Source organism: Bacillus sp. FSL M8-0077 (assembly GCF_038050255.1).
In the GTDB taxonomy this organism is placed as follows: domain Bacteria; phylum Bacillota; class Bacilli; order Bacillales; family Bacillaceae; genus Bacillus; species Bacillus altitudinis.
Map to the genome: position 1 here is coordinate 1714101 of NZ_JBBPAF010000001.1, position 22373 is coordinate 1736473.

Genomic DNA, 22373 nt, shown 5'->3' on the forward strand with positions numbered 1-22373 from the left:
CACATTGATATGTGAAAATCATTTTGTTCATAATAAGAAATAACCTAAAAACTTTACGACAAGAGAGGAGTTTATCTCAGAATGGGACAAGAGAAACAAGTCTTCACCATAGACTGGGCTGGACGTCAACTGACAGTTGAAACTGGCCAGCTTGCAAAGCAAGCAAACGGAGCGGTTCTCGTACGCTACGGAGATACGGCTGTGCTTAGCTCAGCAACAGCTTCTAAAGAACCAAAACCACTTGATTTTTTCCCGCTTACTGTAAACTACGAAGAAAGATTATATGCAGTTGGTAAAATTCCTGGTGGTTTCATTAAAAGAGAAGGCCGCCCAAGTGAAAAAGCAATCCTTGCGAGCCGCTTAATTGATAGACCGATCCGTCCACTATTTGCAGACGGATTTAGAAATGAAGTACAAGTCATTAGTATTGTCATGAGTGTGGATCAAGATTGTTCATCTGAAATGGCTGCAATGTTTGGCTCATCTTTAGCTTTATGTGTGTCTGACATTCCATTTGAGGGACCAATCGCTGGCGTGACAGTAGGACGAGTAGATGGAAAGCTAATCATCAATCCAAATGTTGAGCAGCTTGAACAAAGCGATATCAACCTTGTTGTAGCTGGAACAAAAGATGCAATCAACATGGTAGAGGCTGGTGCTGATGAAGTACCAGAAGAAACGATGCTTGAAGCCATCATGTACGGCCATCAAGAGATCAAACGCTTAATCGAATTCCAAGAAGAAATTGTGAAAGCTGTCGGTAAAGAAAAAATCGATATTCCTTTATATGAAGTCGATCAAGCATTAGCAGAGGAAGTAAAACAACTTGCTGAAGCGGATCTACTGAAAGCGATTCAAGTACATGAGAAGCATGCTCGTGAAGATGCCATCAGTGCTGTGAAAAAAGCTGTCGTTCAAAAATTTGAAGAAGAAGAGCGTGACGAAGCTACGATTAAACAAGCGAAGGATGTCTTAAATAAGCTTGTGAAAAACGAAGTTCGCCGCCTTATTACTGAAGAGAAAGTACGTCCAGATGGACGCGGGGTCGATCAAATCCGTCCACTTTCTTCAGAAGTAGGACTTCTTCCAAGAACGCACGGTTCAGGATTGTTTACAAGAGGCCAAACACAGGCACTCAGTATTTGTACATTAGGTGCACTTGGTGATGTACAAATTCTTGATGGTCTTGGTGTTGAAGAGTCTAAGCGATTCATGCACCATTATAACTTCCCGCAATTTAGTGTTGGTGAGACCGGTCCAATGCGTGGTCCAGGCCGCCGTGAGATTGGACATGGGGCGCTTGGCGAACGTGCATTAGAGCCAGTCATTCCATCTGAAAAAGATTTCCCATATACGGTTCGCCTTGTGTCTGAGGTGTTAGAATCAAACGGTTCTACTTCACAAGCAAGTATTTGTGCGAGCACACTTGCGATGATGGATGCAGGTGTTCCAATTAAAGCACCAGTTGCAGGGATTGCAATGGGACTTGTGAAATCCGGTGAATACTACACAGTGCTGACAGACATTCAAGGAATGGAAGATGCACTTGGTGATATGGACTTTAAAGTTGCAGGTACATCAAAAGGTGTAACAGCACTTCAAATGGATATCAAAATCGATGGTCTATCAAAAGACATTTTAGAAGAAGCACTTCAACAAGCGAAAAAAGGAAGAATGGAAATTTTAGATAGCATGCTGTCAACGATTCCAGCTTCTAGAGGAGAATTGTCACGTTATGCACCAAAAATCTTAACGATGACAATCAATCCAGATAAAATTCGCGATGTCATTGGACCAAGCGGTAAACAAATCAATAAAATTATTGAAGATACCGGTGTGAAAATTGATATTGAACAAGACGGTACAATCTTTATCTCTTCTACTGAAGAAGACATGAACCAAAAAGCGAAGAAAATCATTGAAGATCTTGTCAGAGAAGTTGAAGTTGGCCAACTTTACCTAGGTAAAGTAAAACGAATTGAAAAATTCGGTGCCTTCCTCGAAATCTTCAGCGGCAAAGATGGACTTGTTCATATTTCTGAGCTTGCACTTGAACGTGTTGGCAAAGTAGAAGATGTCGTGAAGATTGGTGACGAACTACTCGTCAAAGTCACTGAGATCGATAAACAAGGCCGTGTGAACCTTTCTCGTAAAGCTGTTTTACGTGAAGAAAAGGAAAAAGAAGAAAAGCAGTCTTAATGAGAACAAATAAAATGTGTTAGAAGCCAGGTATCCGTGCCAGGCTTCTTTCTTTTCTTGCGCGTAACAATAGTTCTAGCTTGTTTCTCCCCATCATAATTTGTGGTAAAGGGGAGGGACAACCATTGAAAAAAACGATACCATTCTTTGTGTTTGTATTTTTACTGCTCGTGTCATATCAAACGATGAAGCAGCCGGCTGCTGTTACATATATGGATTCAATGAAAGAGCACGCCGAGGTAGCATCTGTTTCAAAAGATATTCTGTATCAAGAGATCGAATCGAAGTCTTCTGACTATGAAGAGAAGCCGCAAAATGCTAAGATTGATAAAGTGTGGAAAAAGATGCCTGGCTTAAATGGACAGACAGTAGATATCGATGCTTCTTACGAAAAAATGAAAAAACGAGGCTCTTTCGATGAAAAGCTGCTTGTTTTTAAAGAAACAAAACCATCTGTCCATTTGCATGAACTTGGTGCTGAACCCATCTATAAGGGACATCCAGATAAAAAGATGAATGCATTCCTGATCAATGTAGCTTGGGGCGACGAGCATTTAACAAAGATGTTGAATACACTAGAAAAGCATCAAGTGAAGGCAACCTTTTTCTTAGAGGGCAAATGGGTGAAAAACAGTACAGACCTAGCTAAAAAAATCGTGGCAGATGGTCATGAAATTGGAAATCATTCATACAATCACCCGGATATGCGCACACTGACAAGAGAACGAGCATTAGAGCAGATGATCAAAACAAATCGCCAAATTGAAGAATCCCTTGGGAAAAAACCGATATGGTTTGCGCCTCCAAGCGGCAGCTTTAAAGAAGAAACAGTAAAGCTTGCGAAACAAGAAGGAATGGAAACCATTATGTGGACAGTAGACACGATCGACTGGCAAAAACCATCACCAGCTGTATTACAAAAACGAGTGCTTGGGAAAATTCACAATGGGGCGATGATATTAATGCATCCAACAGACGCAACAGCGAGAAGTCTTGACGCACTTATCACTCAAATCAAAGAAAGAGGATATGAATTAGGAACGGTTTCTGACCTCCTAAGTGAAAAAAGACGTCCGTGATGCGATTTGTTTGTTGAATAGGAGGAGCAAAACTTGGTCAAAACGTATACATGCCAAAACGGAGTAAGAATTGTACTTGAAAACAATCCCACTGTAAGGTCTGTCGCCATTGGTGTCTGGATTGGAACAGGTTCTAGACATGAGACACCAGAAGTAAATGGGATCTCACACTTTTTAGAGCATATGTTCTTTAAAGGGACAAAGACGAGATCTGCACGTGATATCGCAGAATCCTTTGACCGCATTGGTGGTCAAGTGAATGCCTTTACGTCAAAAGAATACACTTGCTATTATGCAAAGGTACTTGATTCACATGCAGGGTATGCCCTCGATGTATTGAGTGACATGTTTTTCAACTCTGCTTTTGATGAAGAAGAGCTGAAGAAAGAAAAAAATGTTGTTTATGAAGAAATTAAAATGTATGAAGACACTCCTGATGACATCGTTCATGATTTGTTAAGCAAAGCCATTTACGGTGATCATTCATTAGGTTATCCGATTCTGGGGACAGAGGAAACACTCTCTACTTTTAACGGTGATTCCCTTAGAAAATATATGGACGAATTCTATACACCGGATCGCGTCGTCATCTCTGTTGCAGGGAACATCGATGACACCTTCATTCGTGAGGTCGAAACATTATTTGGCTCGTATGAAGGAAAGGGGAAAAAGCAGCCTGTCGAAGCCCCGCAATTCCACTATGACAAACTGACACGCAAAAAGGAAACAGAACAGGCGCACCTTTGCATGGGCTTTAACGGACTTCCTGCTGGAGATCAGGGCATCTATGACTTAATCGTCTTAAATAATGTTCTAGGCGGTAGCATGAGCAGCCGGTTGTTCCAAGACGTAAGAGAAGATAAAGGACTTGCGTATTCTGTGTTCAGCTATCATAGTTCATTTGCAGATAACGGAATGCTGACGATCTATGGTGGAACTGGAGCGAAGCAGCTGAACCTGCTATCTGAAACCATCTTACAAACATTAGACGTCTTAAAACGTGAGGGAATTACGCAGAAAGAACTTGAAAACTCTAAGGAGCAAATGAAAGGCAACCTCATGCTCAGTCTTGAAAGCACAAACAGCAAGATGAGCCGAAATGGTAAAAATGAATTACTCCTTGGCAAGCATCGTACGCTTGATGAAATTATTGATGAAATCAATCGCGTCTCATTAGACGGCGTGAATAATTTATCGAAAAGAATCTTTACAGAAGATTATGCGCTCTCGCTTATTAGTCCAACAGGTGATGTACCTTCTGCTTAAACAAAAAAAGGCATGTCTTTTAAAAGAGATGCCTTTTTTTCATGCCTAAAGATTAATCAGCTAACTTGTTTTGCAGCTGATGAACAATTTTATTGATTGTCGAAAAGTGCTCTGTCAATAGTTCCTCATCTGCAAATTGAATATCAAAAACCTCTTCTAATTCCAAAATGAGTGAAACTGCTTTAATTGAATCGAGACCTTGATTTGTTAACTCTTCATCTGCACCAATAGAAATCTTGCTATCATCGTCTAAAGAACGCAGGACCAAATCTTTTACTTGACTTGATAGTGAAAGGGCATCCGTCGTTTCATTCATCTGCAACGCTCCTCTTTACAAATTTTCTATTCTTTACATAAATTAACTATATTAGAATGAAAAAACATTGTAAAGCAGTTTCGACATAAATAGGAATTGTTGATCATTCTCTTCAAATGAAAAATTTGGTAGAGTGAGAAGAAAAGAGACTGGGAAGGATGGATCAATCCATGAATAAAACAGACCTTGTGCAGCATATTCCCTTATTAAAAAAAGCGATCTCCATAGACCAAATTGATAAAGGCTATTCTCGAGATGAAAAATGGGTCGTGACGATGTCATCAGGTGAAAAGTGTGTCCTTCGATTCACAGATCAAGACCAATATGACAAAATAAAGACGCAATTTGAACTCCTTTCCCAATTAAGACGTCACGGTGTTCAGTGTGCTGATCCAGTGAAAATGGGTGTTCTAGATGAAACACAGCAAGTGTACTATATTTTATCGTTTGTAGAAGGTCAAGAAGCAAAAGAAATCATAAGTCAGTTAACAGAAGAACAGCAGTATGCGATCGGGGTAAGTGCAGGACGGGATTTACGAAACATGCATACATACCCAGCGCCATCACACATCGAACCTTGGGAAGAGCGTGTTGTGAAAAAGCATCATCGATATTTAGCTGCTTATCGGGAAAGTGGTATCACCATAGAAGGAGATGAAAAAGTTGCGCAGTTTATCGCACAGCACATAGATATGGTGAAGGGAAGGCCTAACCAATTTCAGCACGATGACTTTCATTTAGGGAATATTATTATAAAGAATGATAAATATGCAGGCGTTATTGATTTTAACAATTTTGATTGGGGAGACCCCATGCATGATTTTTATAAAGTAGCTCTTTTCAGTAGAGAAACAAGTGAAGCATTTGCGGCTGGTCAAATCAATGGGTATTTTGATGGTGAAATACCAGCAGATTTTTGGCAGCTTTACTCTTTATATGTCGCAATGAGCATCTTTTCATCAATTATGTGGGTCATTAAATTTGATCCAGGTCAAATGGATGAGATGATCGAAAGACTAGAAAATATATTAAAAGATCATGATTATTTTCGTCAAATAGAACCTCATTGGTATACGCGTATCGCTAGATAACAGTGAAATATAGGACGATTAGGCGGTGATGGAAGTCACTGCCTTTTATGTTATAATGATACAAATTACACATTGTCATGAGTAGAAACATTTTATATAATCCAAACAAGGATCGAAAAAGTTGTAAAAAAATTCCGTTTTTTGTTGAAAAAGAGCAAAAGGCTGGTGATGGATTGAAACAAATCGACAAGGATTCAAAGCAGTTATGGCGTGTATATTTATGGACACTTTCATTTTTAAAGCCTTATACAGGTAAAGTGATTCTAGTCATTATGAGTGGATTCGTTATTACCTTGAGCGAACTCATTATACCTAAATTTATTCAATATTTTATTGAAACGATTTTGCCAGCAAAAGACTTTTCTAAAATGAATGGATTATTGTCAGGACTGACTGGTTTGATAGCACTTGGTATTATATTGACAGCTGCACGAAATTTATGGCAAAGAAAATTAATCGAACAAGCCTCAAGAGATTCACAATTTGCTGCCTTCCAGCAAATCCGTCAACTCGGTTTTTCATACTACGAACAACATTCTGTTAGTGAAACACTCTCCTTTGTTAACACACAAACACGAGCTGTACAAGAAATTTACAGACGATACTTCCCACAATTTATCAATCAGACACTATTTATCGCCATCTCACTATACTTTATGATACAAATTTCTATCTTACTCACTCTCATTATCATTCCAAGTTTTATTCTCTACTATATCTTTGGCCCTTGGCTTGAAAAAAAGGCAACGATCTACGGAAGACAAAGTGCAGAAGGTTTTCGCACACTGCAAACAAAATTATACGAAAGTCTTGCTTCAATGGAAGAGCTTAGAATTTTAGGTTATATGAATTGGGACATGGAGCGGATTCAAAAGCTGCATGAACAGGTTCGCCAAGATCATGAAAAAAATGTTTTTTTCGCTTACTTACGAGGAAGCAACCGCAGGCTCACTTATTATATTGGCGCTCTTGCTACATTTGCACTCGGCATCTACCTTGTAAATCATGGCCAGCTGACGACAGGCGGTTTTGTGGCATATATACTATATTATTTTTCAGCAATGCATATGCTTACTTCTATTGTCACACTTCTAACAGAACAACGAATCTTAACCTTTCAAATTGAACCTTTGTATCATTTTATGAAAAAAACACCCGATATTAGAGAGCCTCGTCAGCCAATGCAGCTTGATCAAGTCGAAGGCGATATCGTGTTTCATGATGTCGATTTTCATTATCCCAATCACCCTCCTTTATTAAAGGGGATGAATCTACATATTCGACGTGGTGAGAAAGTAGCGCTTGTCGGTACGAGTGGTGGAGGGAAAACATCGCTTCTTAAATTAATTGGACGCTTTTATGATCCCTCATCTGGGATGATTACACTTGATGGAATTGATTTGCGCTGTTTACCTACTAGCCAAATAAGAGATGCGATGGGGTTTGTTTTTCAAGAAACGTTTTTATTTAATATGAGTGTAAAGGACAATATTCGTTTTGGAGATACAAGTCTTTCAGATCAACAGATCATTGAATCCGCTAAAAAAGCAGATTGCGACTCATTTATAAGAGAACTAGAAAACGGATACGACACCATACTTGGGGAAAGAGGATTAAAACTATCTGGTGGTCAAAAACAAAAAATTGCAATTGCCCGACTATTTGCTAAGAATCCAACTGTTGTATTACTCGACGAAGCAACAGCATCTCTTGACAGTGTCAGCGAGCAAAAAGTCCAGCAGGCATTACATCAAACATTTAAGGAATCTACTGTCATTGCAGTCGCACATCGTTTATCTACTGTAAGACATTTTGACAGAATTATTTTGATAGAAGACGGTCGTATGTTAGAAACTGGGCATTTTAATGAGTTGATGAGGAAAAAGGGGCATTTTTATCAATTGGCGTCTGACCGTTCAGAAAAGGAGGCAGGTGTAACATGAGGAAAAATTGGCTGTTTCTTTTGATCACAAAGCAAAAATGGATGCTCATCCTCGCTCTTTTACTCGTTTTGATTGAAGCAGCAGCTAATTTAGCCATGATTGGGCTGCAAAAGTGGCTCATTGACGATGTCCTTTTGAATAGCGGCAATCAACATTTCCCCCATATTTTGATGCTGTTTGCCATCATTTTTCTTGTCTATGTTGTCATGTTTGTCGCCAGCCCATATGTGATGCACAAAAACTACCTTACCATCCACCATTCATTACAGAAAAAGATGTTAGATCAGCTTCAGCAAGTATCAATGAGATCATATAAAATTCATCCAGTTAGTTATTATTTACACAAGCTTAACCAAGATGTAAAAACAGTCGCTGTTACATCTGCTTTGCATATACCGAAAATTGTACAAACTATTTTTATGGCCGTTGTTTTATCGATCATTTTACTATCTGTGAGTCCTGTATTATTTTTCTTGCTTCTTTTTGCAAGCACGTGTTATTTCATTGTCGGTAAAAAAATGGCGAAAACGGCAACAAACATCGCAAAAGAAGTGCAAGAGAGAAAGTCTGATTTATTCGTGCATGTCGAAGAAGGAATTTCTTCTACAAGAGAAGTTGTTGCATTTGATCGACGTAAATGGGAAATCGGTTTGTATGAAAAGCTATTTAACAACATGATGGATCGTGTCATAAAAGAAGGTAAGTTTCAAAATAAGCTTCTATTTTTAACAGAACCATTGAAATGGTTTGGAATACTATCTGTGCTCGTGTTTGGCACATATCAAGTAGCAGCAGGAAACATGTCAATCGGCTTGTTTGTCGTCATTTACCAATATGCTTCTCAATTAATGAAAAGTTATCAGGAGTTATTCCAGTATGTATTTGAATTTTTCCACCAGCGTGCATCTGTTCATCGAATCGCAGAAGTATTGCAAATAGAAAACGAAGAAAAAGGAACGAAGCGAATACATTCTGTGGAAGATGTGGTGTTTGAAGATGTTTGTTTTTCTTATGAACAGACATCTAAAGGGGCTTTAAACGACTTGAATCTTCATATTCAAAAAGGGAAAAAAGTGGCCATTGTTGGAGCGAGTGGTAGCGGGAAATCGACTATCTCAAAGCTGGCACTTGGACTTTATCAACCGGATAGCGGAAACGTTTTAGTAAATGGCGTTGAATTATCAGAGATAGAGCCATCTCATTTCTTAAAACGAGTAGCCGTTGTCCCGCAAGAACCCTATTTCTTCCCAGACACCATACGCCTCAATCTCATCATGGGACTAACGGATATTACCGAAGAACAACTTGAACGGGTTTGTGAGATTGCACAAATTCTTCCCTTCATTAAAGGACTTGAAAAAGGATTTGATACAGTCATTGGAGAGAGGGGAATTTCCTTGTCAGGGGGACAACGACAGCGTTTAGCTATCGCTAGAGCACTTTTAAAACAGGCTGATTTTCTGATCTTAGATGAGGCGACATCGGCCCTTGACCGGCAGACAGAAAGGCAGGTTCAAAAAGGGATAGACGATGCAAAAGGGGGAAGCACCTTGCTTGTTATTGCACACAGATTATCGACCATACAAAATGCAGATATGATCTATGTACTTGAAGACGGTGCTGTGCAAAGCTGCGGTACTCATGAGGAGCTGATGGAAGCCTCCTCGCATTACCGCTCTTTATTTATGGCGCAGGTCATCACAGCGTCTTAGTCAGTTTGTTTTTGACCAAAGTAAAGAGTCGATCTAAGGTGCGAAAGTGGTCAGGGTGTAATTCTTCGTCTTCAAACGCAATGTGAAAGGTGTCCTCTAATGAAATAACAAATGAGACAATTTGGACAGAATTTAATCCTAAAGCTTTTAAACTATCATCAAGGCCTGGCTGCTCAGTGAGCGACAACTTATTCATCACAAGTTGGACAATTTTTTCTTCAACTTCTGTTCGTGTCAGTTCATTCATGTCGTGGCTCCTTTCTAAAAGATTAATATGTGTTATATTTTGGTGGATTAAGAAGAAAATTGCAATCATTTTTATAAATCGATCATAAGGGGTGGCATTCATTGTCATATGTAAGCTATCAAAAAAATAATGTTCGTGTGGTATTAGGGGCAGATGAATCAGTTCAGAATTTAGTCATAAGTAAAGTACATCCCTATGTTGAGTGCAGCCAAATAACAGACAGACTTGAAGGAGACGTTTGGACGATTTTAACCAGCAAATATGCACAAGACATTCAAACAGAAGTGCCACTTGAAGAAGTCTTTTATCAAACCAAGATGGAACCTCGCTGCCGCTACCTGTATCACGGAGAGAAGAAAGTCGTTGTGATAGATGAACCAAAAGATGTCAGATGGACAGCCCAGCACGCACTGCGTTTAATAAGAGTACTGCTTCGTCTTTTGTGTTATCAGGATGGACTCGTCTATTTGCATGGCGGCATGATGGAGATGAATCAAAAAGGGATTGCACTAGTGGGCGGGTCAAGAGCGGGCAAAACATCCACCATTTTATCCTTGTTATCATTAACCGATGCAACGTACATCACAAACGATGATATAGGGATTTCATATACGAACAACGAGTACAAAGGAACTGGTTGGCCGAGGTCTATGAGTATTCGGAAAGATTCTTTTGAAGCCATTGAAAAGCTAGGTACACCATATCGACTTCAAACATCGAGTCATCCATTTAATGAAGATGATAAGAACTATCATTTCGTCTATCCGGAGGAGTTAGAAAAATGGTTTTCACGTGAAGTCAAAACAATAGGGAAAATCGATGTCATGGTGTTTCCTGAATTTTTACCTCACGGGCAAACGGGTGCATCCCTTTCAAAAATCAGTTCACAAGAAGCGGCGGAACGTCTGAAGGAGCATGCAGTGATTAATCCTGGAAGACATAATGAATTCCTCTTACCATATTTCACATTACCGACACCCGAAGAGCTAGAACCATTTCTTGAAAATCTAGCGAAAAAGATCCCTTGTTATTCATTAAAGCAGGCATTTACTTCTTTAGAGAAAGGAACCTTTCTCATTCGAGAGCTTCTTGAACAATCCGATATTGTCGTGTAAGACTTTTTGGAGGTGAGTCATGGTTGAGCAGGAGTATAAATATTTGTTGTCACAAACAGATTTTCAATACATCTACAACATGTTAAGTCAAAGTCATAAACCCACTTATCTACTGAACTTCAATTACTATTACGACACCTCAGATTTTTTATTAAAACGATATGGCTATACCGTACGTATCCGTCAAAATAGCGGCAAACAAACACTTGAGATCAAGTGTCCGAGTCGAACGTCTGGCTATAAAAGAGTAAGAGAAGAAATGTCATTTCCTATTGAGGATCTACCGCAAAAACTAGATGTACAGAACTTCATAACGTCTTTACCTTTTACAATGACTGAACAGCCAGAGTTGTTAGGACTATTGGTCACTGAACGAACTACCTTTTATATCGAGACTGGCATCAAAGTGGATTTGGATCAAAGCAGCTATCTTGGCATCACAGATCATGAATTAGAAATTGAATATGACAATGAAAAAGCATATGAGGCAGATCAATGGTTTCATAGACTAACGGATGGTTTGGACATGCCAGCCAATCGAAAAGGGAAACGCTCTCGATTTATCACTAGATTTAAATCACTATACGGGAAGGAGTAAATCCACATGCGGGCTGTTTTGGATCAATCCACTCTCTCAAATGAAGAGAGGCTGCTATTACTTGGCTCACGTATTCAATTAAATGAAAAAGAAGAAGAGTTGATGAGAGATTTATTAAAAGATGGCATCGATGTGCCTCAAATGATTGGACTTGCATCAAGACATAAGGTACTTCAACTGATGACGCCCCATTTGATTCGCCTTGATGATGAAAAAAACATCACGACAACCTACAAATTTTTACTTCACTATCATTATATCGGGAATCGTCAAAAAAATATCGAGAGGTTCAAGGAATTAAAGCGTCTCTTACAAACATTTCGAAAAGCAAAGCTGAAAGCAGTCCCTCTAAAAGGAGCCATTTTAACGCCTCTTGTTTACAAAGATTATGGACTCCGAATGATGTCAGACCTTGATTTCTTAATTCATCCAGATGATCGAAAAAGAGCTTCTTCATTGCTCAAGGAGGAAGGGTTTATCATCGGGAAATATGACTGGACAACCGATCAAGAAATACCGATTTCCCGAGAAGAAGAAATGATGTGGAGAATGAATGCCGGGAATCTTTATTCACATATTAAACGAAGCGGAGAAGACTTTTTGAAGGTACACCGTGTTGATTTCTCATATGATGTTGAGCTGAAAAAAAACTACGACGCTACAAATGCCTTGCTGGACGCTGCTAAAGAAAAGTCATTTTTGCAAACGGATACTTATATGCTAGAACCTTTAGATTTTCTCATTCACCTTGCTTTCCATTTATACAAGGAAGCAACAAATGTACAGTATGTCTATTTACACGCAGACCTCAATTTGATTAAGTTTTGCGATGTAAGGGAGTACGTCAAGTTTGCTGAAGAGCAAAATCAGCTTGATTGGCATGCTTTGCAAGCAAGAGCGAAGGAATTAGGGGCCGAGAAAGCACTTTTTTACACGTTTACGTTTGTAGATTTATTGTATCAAACGACCTATATCGATCAATTGCAGCAGTTAGACATGAGTGACCAGTCGTTCTTAGAAGCTTATGGAGAAAATGATTTTGATTCTTCGAAAATGTGGAAAAAATCTTTTGTTGAGCGTTTTTTCAGCTTGGATAATCGCGATGAGCTTGAAGAGGAGCCTGTCATACAGCTGTTCCCTGAAAGGCAGTAGCAAAATGAAGAGGAGGATTCTATATGGAGATAAAAGAGCTTTTTGAAAAGCCAAAGAACGATTTTCCTTATGAAAAATCATTTGTGTTTGCAGGTATTCATTTTAACATTTTATCAACCGAATCGCTGGCAATTGAAGATATCGAACATTATATCCCGAAAGAACCAGACAGCCCTGTGGGGGATATGCCTTCACAGATTGATATACGGTTTATCATTGATCCTGAGCTTGAACAGGCCGTTCGCAATGCGTGCTTTCAAAAGGGTGAAACGATTACAGCAAAAAGGAAGTTTACTTACAAACGATTGAAATTAGACGATCAAGTATTATTTGCTTCGCATGAAGGTGACGAGCCGCACAGTGTGGCGGTCAATAAAGGGCGTTATGCTGTGATTGGAAAAAACAATAATGAATCTGCAATACGCTGTCCACTGCGAATCGTTCGAGAAATTGCCCTTAGAACATTAGAAAACCAAGGTGGATGCTTTACGCATGCAGCGGCTGTCTCTTTTGAAGATGGCCAAAAAGGAGCGCTCATTATTGGCGATAAAGGTGCCGGGAAGTCAACTACTATGTGGCAGTTTTTGCATCATGGGGGAGCAGATTTTATCACAAACGATCGTTCCATTTCAGTGCTTGAAGATCAGGAACTTACTGTGTATGGATGGCCGATGTGCTTGGCGCTTGGAGTAGGAACCGTCCAAGCCACAACAAATATACAGGAACTGAAAAACAAAAAATTCAGCCGGTCTCAAGATAAAAGAATATGGGATGAAACCATATCAACAGAGGAAGAGGCAAAAGAAAAATGGGCGAGCGGCTGTAAGTTTGAAATTACACCAAAAGAAGCTGCTGACATGACAGGAACAACGATTCGGAGCTCTACGAAAGTAAATATGGTGATTTTTCCTTCACTCAAAATAGGTTCAGGTGAGATCAGGCTTGTACCAGTAAAAAACGATGATCAGAGAGCAAAAGATATCATGGTCGCCAATATAAGAGAACCAGAAGATCCTGACTATTTAAAAGGCTGGCTCGGCCTTCGGCATGTGTCAGATACCTTTCTTGAACAAAAGGCATCTGAGCTGATCCATCATTTATTCAATATGCCATGTTTTTATTTAGAGGGTGATCCGCGGTATCTCCAGGACGCGATTCCAGATCTATTAAACAAAAAAGTGAGTTCCATTTAAAGAGACGATTGTCTAAACATTCGTTTGAGCCGGTCTTCACGCTTTTTTATCTGTTCGTGATCTGCTGGCAGCATGATTTGAAAGAGCATGTCGGCAATCGGCCGTGCGAGCCTTTCGTCAGAGTTTAAGAGAATGCAAACACCTAATTTACGCTTTGGAATGAAGCCAATATAGGAGGTGAAGCCTTTAATTTCTCCGCTATGTTCAGCTAAGGTGAATCCGTTAAAAGGTCTCAAAAACCATGATAGACCAACACCTCTAGTGAAATCTTCTTCAACCATAACGGGGCTTTGCATTTCTTTTAGCGAATGCTGATGAAGCAGACGGTTTCCGTCGTATTGAGCTTGAATGAATCGAATCAAATCGTCTGCTGTAGAGAATAGTCCGCTTGAACCGTCCTCCCAAGATGGTGTTTCAGCACTTGGATAGGATATGCCGGAAAGATCAGTGGAAGAAAGGGTATACCCTTTGGCTGTGGATGCTGTTTCAATAAATCCAGTTTGCTGCAAATCGAGCGGTTCTAGTATGTGGGTATGCACTAATTCTCTAAATGGCTGTTGACTCACTTTTTCTAGTACTTTACTTAAAATTGAATAGCCAAGACTGGAATAATTGATGATAGACCAAGGCGGTGTAAAAATAGTCAGTATTTCCATGCACTGAGCTAATGTCATATCTCGCAGATGAGTTGCTTTATCGAGTGTTTTAGGCAGGCCTGAGATATGAGAGGCAATCATTCGGAAAGTGAGTGGAATTGGTTTAGATATGTGACTTTTTATGAAAGAAAGTAAAGGTTCGTAAGTATGAATAGGCTCATCGAGTTGAATCAATCCTTCCTCTCGTATTTTCATCATGACCATTGCAGTAAAAGGCTTAGTCACAGAACCAATTCGAAAGGTTGTGTCTTTTGTAACAGGGGTGCCGCTTTCAATATCAGCTAGGCCCTCATGCCACGACCAAATGTGCTTATCTTCATGAGAAATACAAATAGAGCAGCCAGGGATTTGATGTTGATTCAATAACTTCCTAATGTCAGTGGTTGTATCTTGCAAGTGTTGTAGGAACGATTCATTGATCAAAATAGACACCTCTTTCATACAGAATATATATATATTACCAAATGTTTCATGTTGTTTTAAGGTAAAGGATCAATATTTTTATATTTTAAAAGAGAGCGGGCGATTGATAATGAAAACAATTCAAAAAACCATTCTTGATATTTTAAAAGGTGATGGCCAGGATATCGAACAAATTCCATATGAGCTTGTAGAACGTAAAGGAGTAGGACATCCAGATACGATGTGTGACGCTATCGCAGAAAGAGCTTCTCAATATTATTCTCAATATTGCATGGAGCATTTCGGCAGAGTAGCACACCACTGGTTTGACAAAGTGATGCTTCTTGGCGGAGATGCTGATGTAACGTACGGGAAAGGAACAATGGTCAAACCTTATCAAGTTGTGTTTGCTGGAAAAGGGGCATACGCATACGGTGATGAGCCTATTCCTCTTAAAAAGATTCTTTTCGATGCAGCCAAAGATGTGTTATCAGAGGTGACGACCGGATTTGATGCTGACGAACATCTCGTCATTGACTGCCGGATTGTTGATCATCAAGGGGCAGGCCGTAAAAATTCAAGATATCGTCCGATGGTTGAAACAGACATGATCGAGATTGGTGATCCAAAGCTTGTTTCAAATGACTGTAATTTACTGCATGCTCATGCCCCGTTAAGCCGTCTTGAGAAGCTAGTTCTCTATACAGAGCGTTATGTGAATGGACCGGAATTTAAAAAGGTGAACCCAGATACCGGCTGGGATGTGAAAATATTTGGAAGCAGACGTCATGAAGATTTCAAACTCATAGTAAACATGCCTTTTCTAGCAAAAGATATTCATAGTCTTGAGGAATATTTTGCCCGTAAAAAAGAATGTCAGGATCAAATTGCACGCTATATTCATGAAACGTTAGGACTTACCCCTGATCTTATGCTGAACGCAACAGATCGCAATGGTCGCCCGTACTTAACAGCGCTTGGTTCTGTAGCAGATACAGGCGATGTAGGTGTTGTTGGAAGAGGAAATCGATTAAATGGATTGATCACCCCAATGCGGTCTATGAGTATTGAAGCGCCGGCTGGTAAAAACCCGCTTGATCATACAGGGAAATTGTATGGAGTGCTCGCACAACGATTGGCAGATCAAATTTTTGAGACCATTCAAAAGCCAACAGAAGTGCATATCTTTACTTCAAAAGAAGCACCGCTCCACAACCCTGATGAAATTGCCGTCCGTATTGAACAGTGGGATGGAAATGAAGTGGATAGAAAGAGAATTGAAGACATTGTCATGAATGCGGTTCATTCGATGGGCGATGTGACAAAAGATTTAATTTTTAAAGGCGTGACAATGTGGTAATAAGGATGAAAGAAAAAGTCATTGATGCCGTTCATGCATGTATTCATACAAAAGAACCCATGGCAGTGACCATTCATCCATATGAAATTGAAAAACACCAACAATTGAATCAACATCATCTTCTATTGATGCTAAAGCCTGAATTAACCAGTATCCATAAAGGTGTACAGCTTGATCGAATACTAGATGAACTTCTCCTACGCTTAGATAATCATGATGTAGAAATAGGAGCCGTGCGCGTTATATCATCTTTATATTTGAAAGAAAAGAAAATAATAGAAAAACAATATGGGATGCTGAACAAAATCTCTAAAAACGGTCTGAGTGAATTGTCAGATACGGCAAAAAAGATGCTGTTCTTTAAATACCCAGAGTTTAAACAGAAGGAACATTTCATATATGGAGGCCATCAATTTTTAAAAAAGTACGAAGAGCTTACGCCATATGGTTTAGAGCTTCTTACACGGAACTTGAAGGTGGACAAGCTAGGTGCGGGCACATACGCCATAAAGGCCGAGGTGGATGGAGAACAGATGCTTCTGCTCAATTCATTCCACCCTTGTCAAATTGAGTGGTTCACTGCACCTGCAAAGTCTATTATCGTCATGGAATGTTTTTCAAAGAAGCCTATGAGGATGCTAAGAGAAGACTTTATCGGTGCAACGGACCCTAGAGAGGCAAAAGCATGTTCTTTTAAACACATGCTGCTGTCGGAGCAAAAGCGGTTTGGTTTAACGAACGTGTGTACTCGTTTTAATGGCATTCACCTGTCACCGGGACCTGTAGAAGCAATGGCGGGAATGATTCACTATTTTCGTACACCTGAAACAAGGCTGACGCCCGCACATACACTTTTTGGCCAGTTGTTAAAGAAAAACGGCTTTTCGGAGGAATCACTAGATCTGTTATGTGAAGATGTGTCCATTCATTCAAGCGAAGTGCCAGTATTTGAATTAACTGAAAACCTCAATTGGGATGAATCATTAGATCTGTTAACAAAAGTGAGAAACGACATTCAAAAGCATGAACGTGTTCTGTAACAGGGGGGGAACCACTTGAATAATGAAGGAGCTAGCCAGCGAATATGGATTGTTGGTCCACCTGGATCTGGAAAAACGACCCTTGCCCATCACTTGAAACAGGAATTAATGTTACCTCACTATGAGCTCGATGCCCTATTTTGGCAAGCGAACTGGAAAAAAACAGATCGGAAATTGTTTATCGATAACGTCCATGAAGTTGTTAAACAAAAGAAATGGGTGATTGATGGTCAATATTCATCTGTTCACCATATCTTGACTGAATATGCTGATACGATCATATGGCTTGATGTGAAGAGAAGGAAGACATTCCCCCGTCTCATGAAAAGGACGTTCAAACGGCTCATGACAAGGGAGAAACTTTGGAATGGAAATAAGGAGCGAATAGGTAATGCGCTCCAATTTTTCTCATATGCCTTTCATGTGTATCCAGAGGTGCTCCATCAAAACGAGAAGCTTTTTCACAAATTAAAAAAAGAATCACGTGTGAAATGCCTGCGCATAGACAAGCAGGAAGCGGTAGATCTGGTACTTAGGAAAATCAAAAACCTTGAGAAAAAGGGGTGAGGACATGATGAAATCTGATGATGCTGATAATGTCCTGAAAAATTGGTTTTCGGAACAGCCAATCCGTTTAACACCTTTAAACGGAAGAAGTCCTAATGAAGGCTGGCTTGTAGAGGATGCTAAAAACCGCTTTGTCTTAAAAAAATGTGCGAGAAATCATGATGCAAAGTGGCTTCAATATTTAGAAGATTTAACAGATGCTTTGCTTGATTATGGTTTCCCGATTCAACCCATGATAGAGGCAGAGAACGGTCGTAAAACCATTTTATTCAAAGAACATTTTTGGCAGCTGCGGCCCTATTTTGAAGGAAGACCCTATGAAATGGGAAATCGTTCAGATGAACAAGAAGCCATTCGGGTATTAAGACAACTTCATTCATTAAAGAACTTACCGAAAGGGCCTGTAAACCCAAACTGCGAATTGAAGAACTGGATAACTTCACCGGACGAAACACTGGATCAAACGGCAAGTGTATTAAAGAAAGTCGTCTCTTCTAAAAAGGCTGCTTCTTTGCTTAAAGTGTATGAACAGGAGCTGATGAATGTACTCACGCTGTTAAATCCTAGTCTGTATGAGGCATTACCTCATGCTGTCACACATGGTGATTTTCATTCTGGCAACCTGCTCATCCGTCATAAGAAGCTCGCCATGGTTCTTGATTTTGATACAGCAGGTTATAGACCACGAATTTATGATGCAGCCATATCTGCTTTTTTGTTAACGAGAATCAAGCGGGGAACGTTTCAACTAGACATTGTGAAAACGATTCAGTTTTTAAAGGCATATGCCGATGACTTATCTGAAAACGAGTGGCGTTCTATATCTGGCTTTATCAGACTTTTATATATTCCAACAGGGCGGTATTTAACACTTCTGCATACTTACACACCTCACTTATTGAACTGGTATATTGATTGGTCCTTGGAAGCACTAGAATCTGCATCAAGCCAGCTGAAAGAAGAGTGGTATCTCCAAAAGGAGATGAGGATATGAAGGTTGCTGTTGTCACTGGTGGAAATAGAGGTATTGGAAAAGAGGTGTGCAGACAGCTTGCACGAGATGGCATGCTTGTTATTTTAACAGCACGGCAGATTGAAAATGCTGAATTAGCTGCTTCTGATATGAATGAGCAGGTTGTGCCATACCAGTTGGATGTGACAAGCGAAGAATCGGTTGAACGTCTGTCGGCATTTATGGAGGATTCGTACGGGAGAGTGGATGTGCTGATTAATAATGCGGGAGTCTTTCTTGACAACATAATGGATGACGCCTTTCCATCTTTTTTAGATCTTCCTGTATCGATACTTCAAGAAACGATGAATGTCAATGTGTATGGCGCAGCTAGAATGACCAAGGCGGTTTTCCCTTACATGAAAGAGGCTGGATATGGACGAATCGTCAATGTATCTAGCGGTATGGGAAGGCTCTCCGCCATCTCCGCTTCAAACGATGTTAGGCGTGACGGAAAAAGCGGTCCTTACTACAGGATGTCAAAAGCGGCTTTGCACGTTCTGACAAAAGTCACCGCTTTAGAGGGGGCGCCATTTTCTATTCTTGCGAATGCGGTGTGTCCTGGCTGGGTACAAACGGACATGGGGACATCAGAGGCTGTTAAAACTGTACAGGAAGGTGCATCAGGAATCGTATGGGCGGCACAGCTCCCCCGAGATGGACCAACAGGAGAGCTACTAAGAGAGGGTAAAAGACTTCAGTGGTAAGAGGAGGCAGCTACATGCGAGGTATGAAAGAAAAGACAGTGATTGTGACAGGCGGGGCGCAGGGGATTGGATATGCGGTCGCAGAACGAGCAGCACAAGAAGGGGCGCAAGTCGTCATTGCTGATCACCATGTAGATTACGGATTAGCAGCAGAAAAACGGCTCAAAGAAAACGGATATGATGTGTTGTTTATAGAAGCTGATATTGCTGATGAGGCTGCCATTGTCTCAATGGTAGAAAGAACAGTCGATCATTTTGGAAAGATTGACATGCTTGTGAATTGTGCAGCCGTTTTTATCATGCGTGGCCTTGAAGCCACTGTTGAAGAATGGCGTCGCATCATGGACTTAAATATTATGGGGCAAGCGCTATGTGTCAAACACACGTCACCTTACATGGAGAAAATAGGAAAAGGATCCATTGTAAATATTGCCTCCATTTCAGGTCATATTGCCCAGCCGAAATATTTAACATACAACGCGACAAAAGCAGCCGTTGTGAATATGACGCGATGCATGGCAATGGATTTGGCAGATGCAGGTATTCGTGTGAATGCCGTAAATCCCGGTACGGTGTGGAACAAAAATAACGAACGATTTCACTTGGAAGAACTTGGGTTGACAAGAGATCAAGCAAATCAGCACCCTGATATTGGAGGGATGCACATGTTAAAACGAACAGCTGATCCAGAAGAGATCGCATCTGCTGTCATCTTTCTTCTCTCAGATGAAGCGAGTTTTATCACAGGAGAAAATTTAATGGTTGACGGCGGCTATACTGCCATGTAGAGGAGTAAACATTTTGATGAAATTTGATCTGCACACACATCATCAGCGCTGTGGTCATGCGGAGGGAAACATCAGAGAATATATCGATGAGGCTGTCAAATTAGGCCTAGAATTTATTGGAATATCGGATCACTCCCCGTTTTTTGGTGAAGAGGCCGATCATTTTAAACCCTGGGTAGCGATGGCTAAGAGTGAATTTCAATCATATGTAGAGGAAGTCCTGCAATTGAAAAAGGAATATGAGGGGAAAATTCACGTGTTGTTAGGTGTTGAATCTGACTATTTTCCAGAATACGAAGCCCTCTACCGAGACGTGTATCGACATTATCCATTTGATTATATCATTGGCTCGGTTCATGTCAGTAATGGATACGACCTATTTAACCGGAAACGCTGGGAACGAATCACAGAGAAACAAGCAATCATTGAAAAAGAGACGTATTACCAGTTGATTAAGATGTCTGCTGAGAGTCAAATGTTCGACGTTTTAGGTCATATTGACGCCTTAAAAGGTTTTTATCCAGAAATTGCTCATCTCAAAACAGAAGCTGTCGATGATGCGCTAAAAGTCATTGCGGAGAGTGGTTCTGTGATTGAAGTGAATACCTCTGGCAAAACAAAAGACTGCGGAGGCTGGTATCCATCAATGGATCTATTAGAGCGAGCCAAATTTTATGGTGTGGATGTCACGTTTGGCTCAGATGCTCATCAGCCCGCCCGCGTGGCAGATGATTGGCTGAAAGTGAAACAAACGCTGAAGGAATTAGGTTACCAGGAATGGTGTATTTTTCAATCTCGTCAAAAGCGAAAACTGGCTCTATAAATTCATAAAAAAGGGGTTATGAACATGACAAAAGTTCGTGTAGCAATTGCAGGAGTAGGATCATGTGCGTCAAGTATCGTTCAATTTGTGGAGTTGGCTAAGGAAAAGAAGGATACGCTCTCTGGTGTTATGCATGACGTCATTGGAGGCTATCAGTTATCTGATGTCGAATTTGTTGCAGCTTTTGAAGTAGATCAAAATAAAGTCGGAAAAGACTTATCAGAGGCCATTTTTACTAAACCAACAGCTGCAGTGAAACATATCGATGTTCCGTTTTTCCAAGTAACCGTCGAAGCAGGTCCTTTATGTGATGGACTTGAAGGAGATTTGTCCAATTGCATTCAACCACATGAACATTCACTGAACATGAAAACACATGATGTGACGCAAAGGTTAAAAGATGTTCAGGCAGATGTACTCGTCTGCTTCTTACCAACAGGTTCGTTTGAAGCAGTTCGTGTGTACGCAGAGGCGTGTGCACACGCTCAAACAGCCTTTATTAATGCGACACCTGAACCGGTGGCAAATGATCCTGAGTTTGTCAAAATGTTTGAAGAGTCGGAGACCCCGCTCCTTGGAGACGATTTAAGAAGTCACTTAGGTGCAACCACACTGCATACAGCTTTAATTGAACTATTAAAATCCCGCGGGATTGATATCACCAATACGTACCAACTAAATGTTGGGGGCAATACGGACTTTTTAAACCTAGCCAACCCTATGAGATCAACGAGTAAGCAAAAATCGAAGAGAAAAGCATTGTTCGCTTCAGGTATTGATGCCAGTGAAGTGGCAGCAGGTCCAAATGGTTATGTCAGCTACCTAGGGGATCATAAAGTCTGCTTCCTGCGATTAGAAGGGAATTCGGTATTAGATTCTGACATTTCACTTGAAATTCGTTTACAAGTAGAAGATAGTCCGAATTCAGCTGGTGTCATTGCGAATGCGATGCGTGTTGCAAAAGCAGCGAAAGATATGAATCATAGCGGTGTCATACATGACGTCTGCCCATTCTTATTTAAGAGTCCACCAATTGGACAAGTCGATTCAGAATCATTACGTCTGTTCAATGAATATGTAGCAAATGCTGAGCTGAAAAAGGTGTAA

At 40.3% G+C, this 22373-nt stretch carries 21 protein-coding genes; 18 read left to right on the forward strand and 3 right to left on the reverse strand.

Annotated elements, in window-relative coordinates; genetic code table 11:
- Positions 1 to 81: 81 nt before the first annotated feature.
- The 3 genes from pnp (at position 82) to NST57_RS08800 (ending at position 4544) form a co-directional block, all read left to right on the forward strand.
- Complete coding sequence (pnp, locus tag NST57_RS08790; RefSeq protein WP_007499522.1) at positions 82 to 2199, forward strand: polyribonucleotide nucleotidyltransferase; 2118 nt, start codon at positions 82 to 84, stop codon at positions 2197 to 2199.
- Positions 2200 to 2324: 125 nt separating this feature from the next.
- A complete protein-coding gene (locus NST57_RS08795; protein ID WP_445818786.1) occupies positions 2325 to 3278 on the forward strand; it encodes a polysaccharide deacetylase family protein in 954 nt (317 codons plus the stop codon).
- A gap of 33 nt (positions 3279 to 3311) precedes the next feature.
- Complete coding sequence (locus NST57_RS08800; protein WP_142155067.1) at positions 3312 to 4544, forward strand: insulinase family protein; 1233 nt, start codon at positions 3312 to 3314, stop codon at positions 4542 to 4544.
- Positions 4545 to 4596: 52 nt separating this feature from the next.
- On the opposite strand, the gene NST57_RS08805 is transcribed toward NST57_RS08800, so the two are convergent.
- Positions 4597 to 4860 (reverse strand): phosphopantetheine-binding protein, encoded by a 264-nt coding sequence (locus NST57_RS08805; protein WP_142155069.1) that lies wholly within the window; start codon positions 4858 to 4860, stop codon positions 4597 to 4599.
- A 170-nt stretch (positions 4861 to 5030) separates the two neighbouring features.
- Here NST57_RS08805 and NST57_RS08810 point away from each other — a divergent pair, with 170 nt between their 5' ends.
- The 3 genes from NST57_RS08810 to NST57_RS08820 all read left to right on the forward strand — a co-directional run bounded on the left by NST57_RS08810 (position 5031) and on the right by NST57_RS08820 (position 9606).
- On the forward strand, positions 5031 to 5951 hold the full coding sequence (locus tag NST57_RS08810) for an aminoglycoside phosphotransferase family protein (protein WP_341298399.1): 921 nt from the start codon (positions 5031 to 5033) through the stop codon (positions 5949 to 5951).
- A 173-nt stretch (positions 5952 to 6124) separates the two neighbouring features.
- Entirely contained in the window at positions 6125 to 7894 is a 1770-nt protein-coding gene (locus tag NST57_RS08815; protein ID WP_160141241.1) for an ATP-binding cassette domain-containing protein, read from the forward strand.
- Positions 7891 to 9606 (forward strand): ATP-binding cassette domain-containing protein, encoded by a 1716-nt coding sequence (locus NST57_RS08820; RefSeq protein ID WP_142155071.1) that lies wholly within the window; start codon positions 7891 to 7893, stop codon positions 9604 to 9606. Before NST57_RS08815 ends, NST57_RS08820 begins: the two co-directional genes overlap by 4 nt.
- Here NST57_RS08820 and NST57_RS08825 read toward each other — a convergent pair.
- The gene (locus NST57_RS08825) at positions 9593 to 9853 is read right to left on the reverse strand and encodes a phosphopantetheine-binding protein (RefSeq protein ID WP_160141242.1); all 261 of its coding nucleotides are present in this window, start codon (positions 9851 to 9853) and stop codon (positions 9593 to 9595) included. The genes NST57_RS08820 and NST57_RS08825 overlap by 14 nt on opposite strands.
- Positions 9854 to 9954: 101 nt before the next feature.
- Between NST57_RS08825 and NST57_RS08830 the strand changes: the two genes are divergently transcribed.
- The 4 genes from NST57_RS08830 to NST57_RS08845 are packed head-to-tail and all read left to right on the forward strand — an operon-like array spanning position 9955 to position 13911.
- Positions 9955 to 10968: a hypothetical protein gene (locus NST57_RS08830; protein WP_142155073.1), complete on the forward strand. Its 1014-nt coding sequence runs from the start codon at positions 9955 to 9957 to the stop codon at positions 10966 to 10968.
- A 19-nt stretch (positions 10969 to 10987) separates the two neighbouring features.
- Positions 10988 to 11566, forward strand: a complete 579-nt coding sequence (locus NST57_RS08835; protein ID WP_142155074.1) for a CYTH domain-containing protein — start codon at positions 10988 to 10990, stop codon at positions 11564 to 11566.
- A gap of 6 nt (positions 11567 to 11572) precedes the next feature.
- The gene (locus tag NST57_RS08840; protein WP_142155075.1) at positions 11573 to 12718 is read left to right on the forward strand and encodes a nucleotidyltransferase family protein; all 1146 of its coding nucleotides are present in this window, start codon (positions 11573 to 11575) and stop codon (positions 12716 to 12718) included.
- 23 nt (positions 12719 to 12741) lie between these two features.
- Positions 12742 to 13911, forward strand: a complete 1170-nt coding sequence (locus NST57_RS08845) for a hypothetical protein (RefSeq protein ID WP_341298400.1) — start codon at positions 12742 to 12744, stop codon at positions 13909 to 13911.
- Here the strand turns inward: NST57_RS08845 and NST57_RS08850 are convergent.
- Positions 13908 to 14990, reverse strand: coding sequence for a serine hydrolase (locus NST57_RS08850; protein WP_160141243.1), 1083 nt, complete (start codon positions 14988 to 14990; stop codon positions 13908 to 13910). The genes NST57_RS08845 and NST57_RS08850 overlap by 4 nt on opposite strands.
- Before the next feature lie 109 nt (positions 14991 to 15099).
- Here NST57_RS08850 and NST57_RS08855 point away from each other — a divergent pair, with 109 nt between their 5' ends.
- From NST57_RS08855 to NST57_RS08890, 8 genes are read left to right on the forward strand one after another with little or no spacing between them, the layout of a single operon-like run.
- On the forward strand, positions 15100 to 16329 hold the full coding sequence (locus NST57_RS08855) for a methionine adenosyltransferase (RefSeq protein WP_045034279.1): 1230 nt from the start codon (positions 15100 to 15102) through the stop codon (positions 16327 to 16329).
- Between the two features lie 5 nt (positions 16330 to 16334).
- Positions 16335 to 17369, forward strand: coding sequence for a hypothetical protein (locus tag NST57_RS08860; RefSeq protein WP_341298401.1), 1035 nt, complete (start codon positions 16335 to 16337; stop codon positions 17367 to 17369).
- Between the two features lie 15 nt (positions 17370 to 17384).
- Complete coding sequence (locus NST57_RS08865; RefSeq protein WP_341298402.1) at positions 17385 to 17936, forward strand: AAA family ATPase; 552 nt, start codon at positions 17385 to 17387, stop codon at positions 17934 to 17936.
- 4 nt (positions 17937 to 17940) lie between these two features.
- Complete coding sequence (locus NST57_RS08870; RefSeq protein WP_341298403.1) at positions 17941 to 18930, forward strand: phosphotransferase enzyme family protein; 990 nt, start codon at positions 17941 to 17943, stop codon at positions 18928 to 18930.
- Positions 18927 to 19655 (forward strand): SDR family NAD(P)-dependent oxidoreductase, encoded by a 729-nt coding sequence (locus NST57_RS08875; RefSeq protein WP_341298404.1) that lies wholly within the window; start codon positions 18927 to 18929, stop codon positions 19653 to 19655. Before NST57_RS08870 ends, NST57_RS08875 begins: the two co-directional genes overlap by 4 nt.
- A 14-nt stretch (positions 19656 to 19669) precedes the next feature.
- Positions 19670 to 20443, forward strand: coding sequence for a glucose 1-dehydrogenase (locus NST57_RS08880; RefSeq protein ID WP_142155081.1), 774 nt, complete (start codon positions 19670 to 19672; stop codon positions 20441 to 20443).
- A 16-nt stretch (positions 20444 to 20459) separates the two neighbouring features.
- On the forward strand, positions 20460 to 21266 hold the full coding sequence (locus NST57_RS08885) for a histidinol-phosphatase HisJ family protein (protein ID WP_142155082.1): 807 nt from the start codon (positions 20460 to 20462) through the stop codon (positions 21264 to 21266).
- A 24-nt stretch (positions 21267 to 21290) separates the two neighbouring features.
- Positions 21291 to 22373 (forward strand): inositol-3-phosphate synthase, encoded by a 1083-nt coding sequence (locus NST57_RS08890; RefSeq protein WP_057079536.1) that lies wholly within the window; start codon positions 21291 to 21293, stop codon positions 22371 to 22373.

Excerpts from the sequence above, each read along its gene's own strand:
- NST57_RS08870 (WP_341298403.1), top strand. The coding sequence starts at position 17,941 with ATGATGAAATCTGATGATGCTGATAATGTCCTGAAAAATTGGTTTTCG.
- NST57_RS08855 (WP_045034279.1), top strand. The coding sequence starts at position 15,100 with ATGAAAACAATTCAAAAAACCATTCTTGATATTTTAAAAGGTGATGGC.
- NST57_RS08860 (WP_341298401.1), top strand. The coding sequence starts at position 16,335 with ATGAAAGAAAAAGTCATTGATGCCGTTCATGCATGTATTCATACAAAA.
- NST57_RS08890 (WP_057079536.1), top strand. The coding sequence starts at position 21,291 with ATGACAAAAGTTCGTGTAGCAATTGCAGGAGTAGGATCATGTGCGTCA.
- NST57_RS08875 (WP_341298404.1), top strand. The coding sequence starts at position 18,927 with ATGAAGGTTGCTGTTGTCACTGGTGGAAATAGAGGTATTGGAAAAGAG.
- NST57_RS08880 (WP_142155081.1), top strand. The coding sequence starts at position 19,670 with ATGCGAGGTATGAAAGAAAAGACAGTGATTGTGACAGGCGGGGCGCAG.
- NST57_RS08885 (WP_142155082.1), top strand. The coding sequence starts at position 20,460 with ATGAAATTTGATCTGCACACACATCATCAGCGCTGTGGTCATGCGGAG.
- NST57_RS08835 (WP_142155074.1), top strand. The coding sequence starts at position 10,988 with ATGGTTGAGCAGGAGTATAAATATTTGTTGTCACAAACAGATTTTCAA.
- NST57_RS08840 (WP_142155075.1), top strand. The coding sequence starts at position 11,573 with ATGCGGGCTGTTTTGGATCAATCCACTCTCTCAAATGAAGAGAGGCTG.
- NST57_RS08825 (WP_160141242.1), bottom strand. The coding sequence starts at position 9,853 with ATGAATGAACTGACACGAACAGAAGTTGAAGAAAAAATTGTCCAACTT.
- NST57_RS08820 (WP_142155071.1), top strand. The coding sequence starts at position 7,891 with ATGAGGAAAAATTGGCTGTTTCTTTTGATCACAAAGCAAAAATGGATG.
- NST57_RS08810 (WP_341298399.1), top strand. The coding sequence starts at position 5,031 with ATGAATAAAACAGACCTTGTGCAGCATATTCCCTTATTAAAAAAAGCG.
- pnp (WP_007499522.1), top strand. The coding sequence starts at position 82 with ATGGGACAAGAGAAACAAGTCTTCACCATAGACTGGGCTGGACGTCAA.
- NST57_RS08845 (WP_341298400.1), top strand. The coding sequence starts at position 12,742 with ATGGAGATAAAAGAGCTTTTTGAAAAGCCAAAGAACGATTTTCCTTAT.
- NST57_RS08805 (WP_142155069.1), bottom strand. The coding sequence starts at position 4,860 with ATGAATGAAACGACGGATGCCCTTTCACTATCAAGTCAAGTAAAAGAT.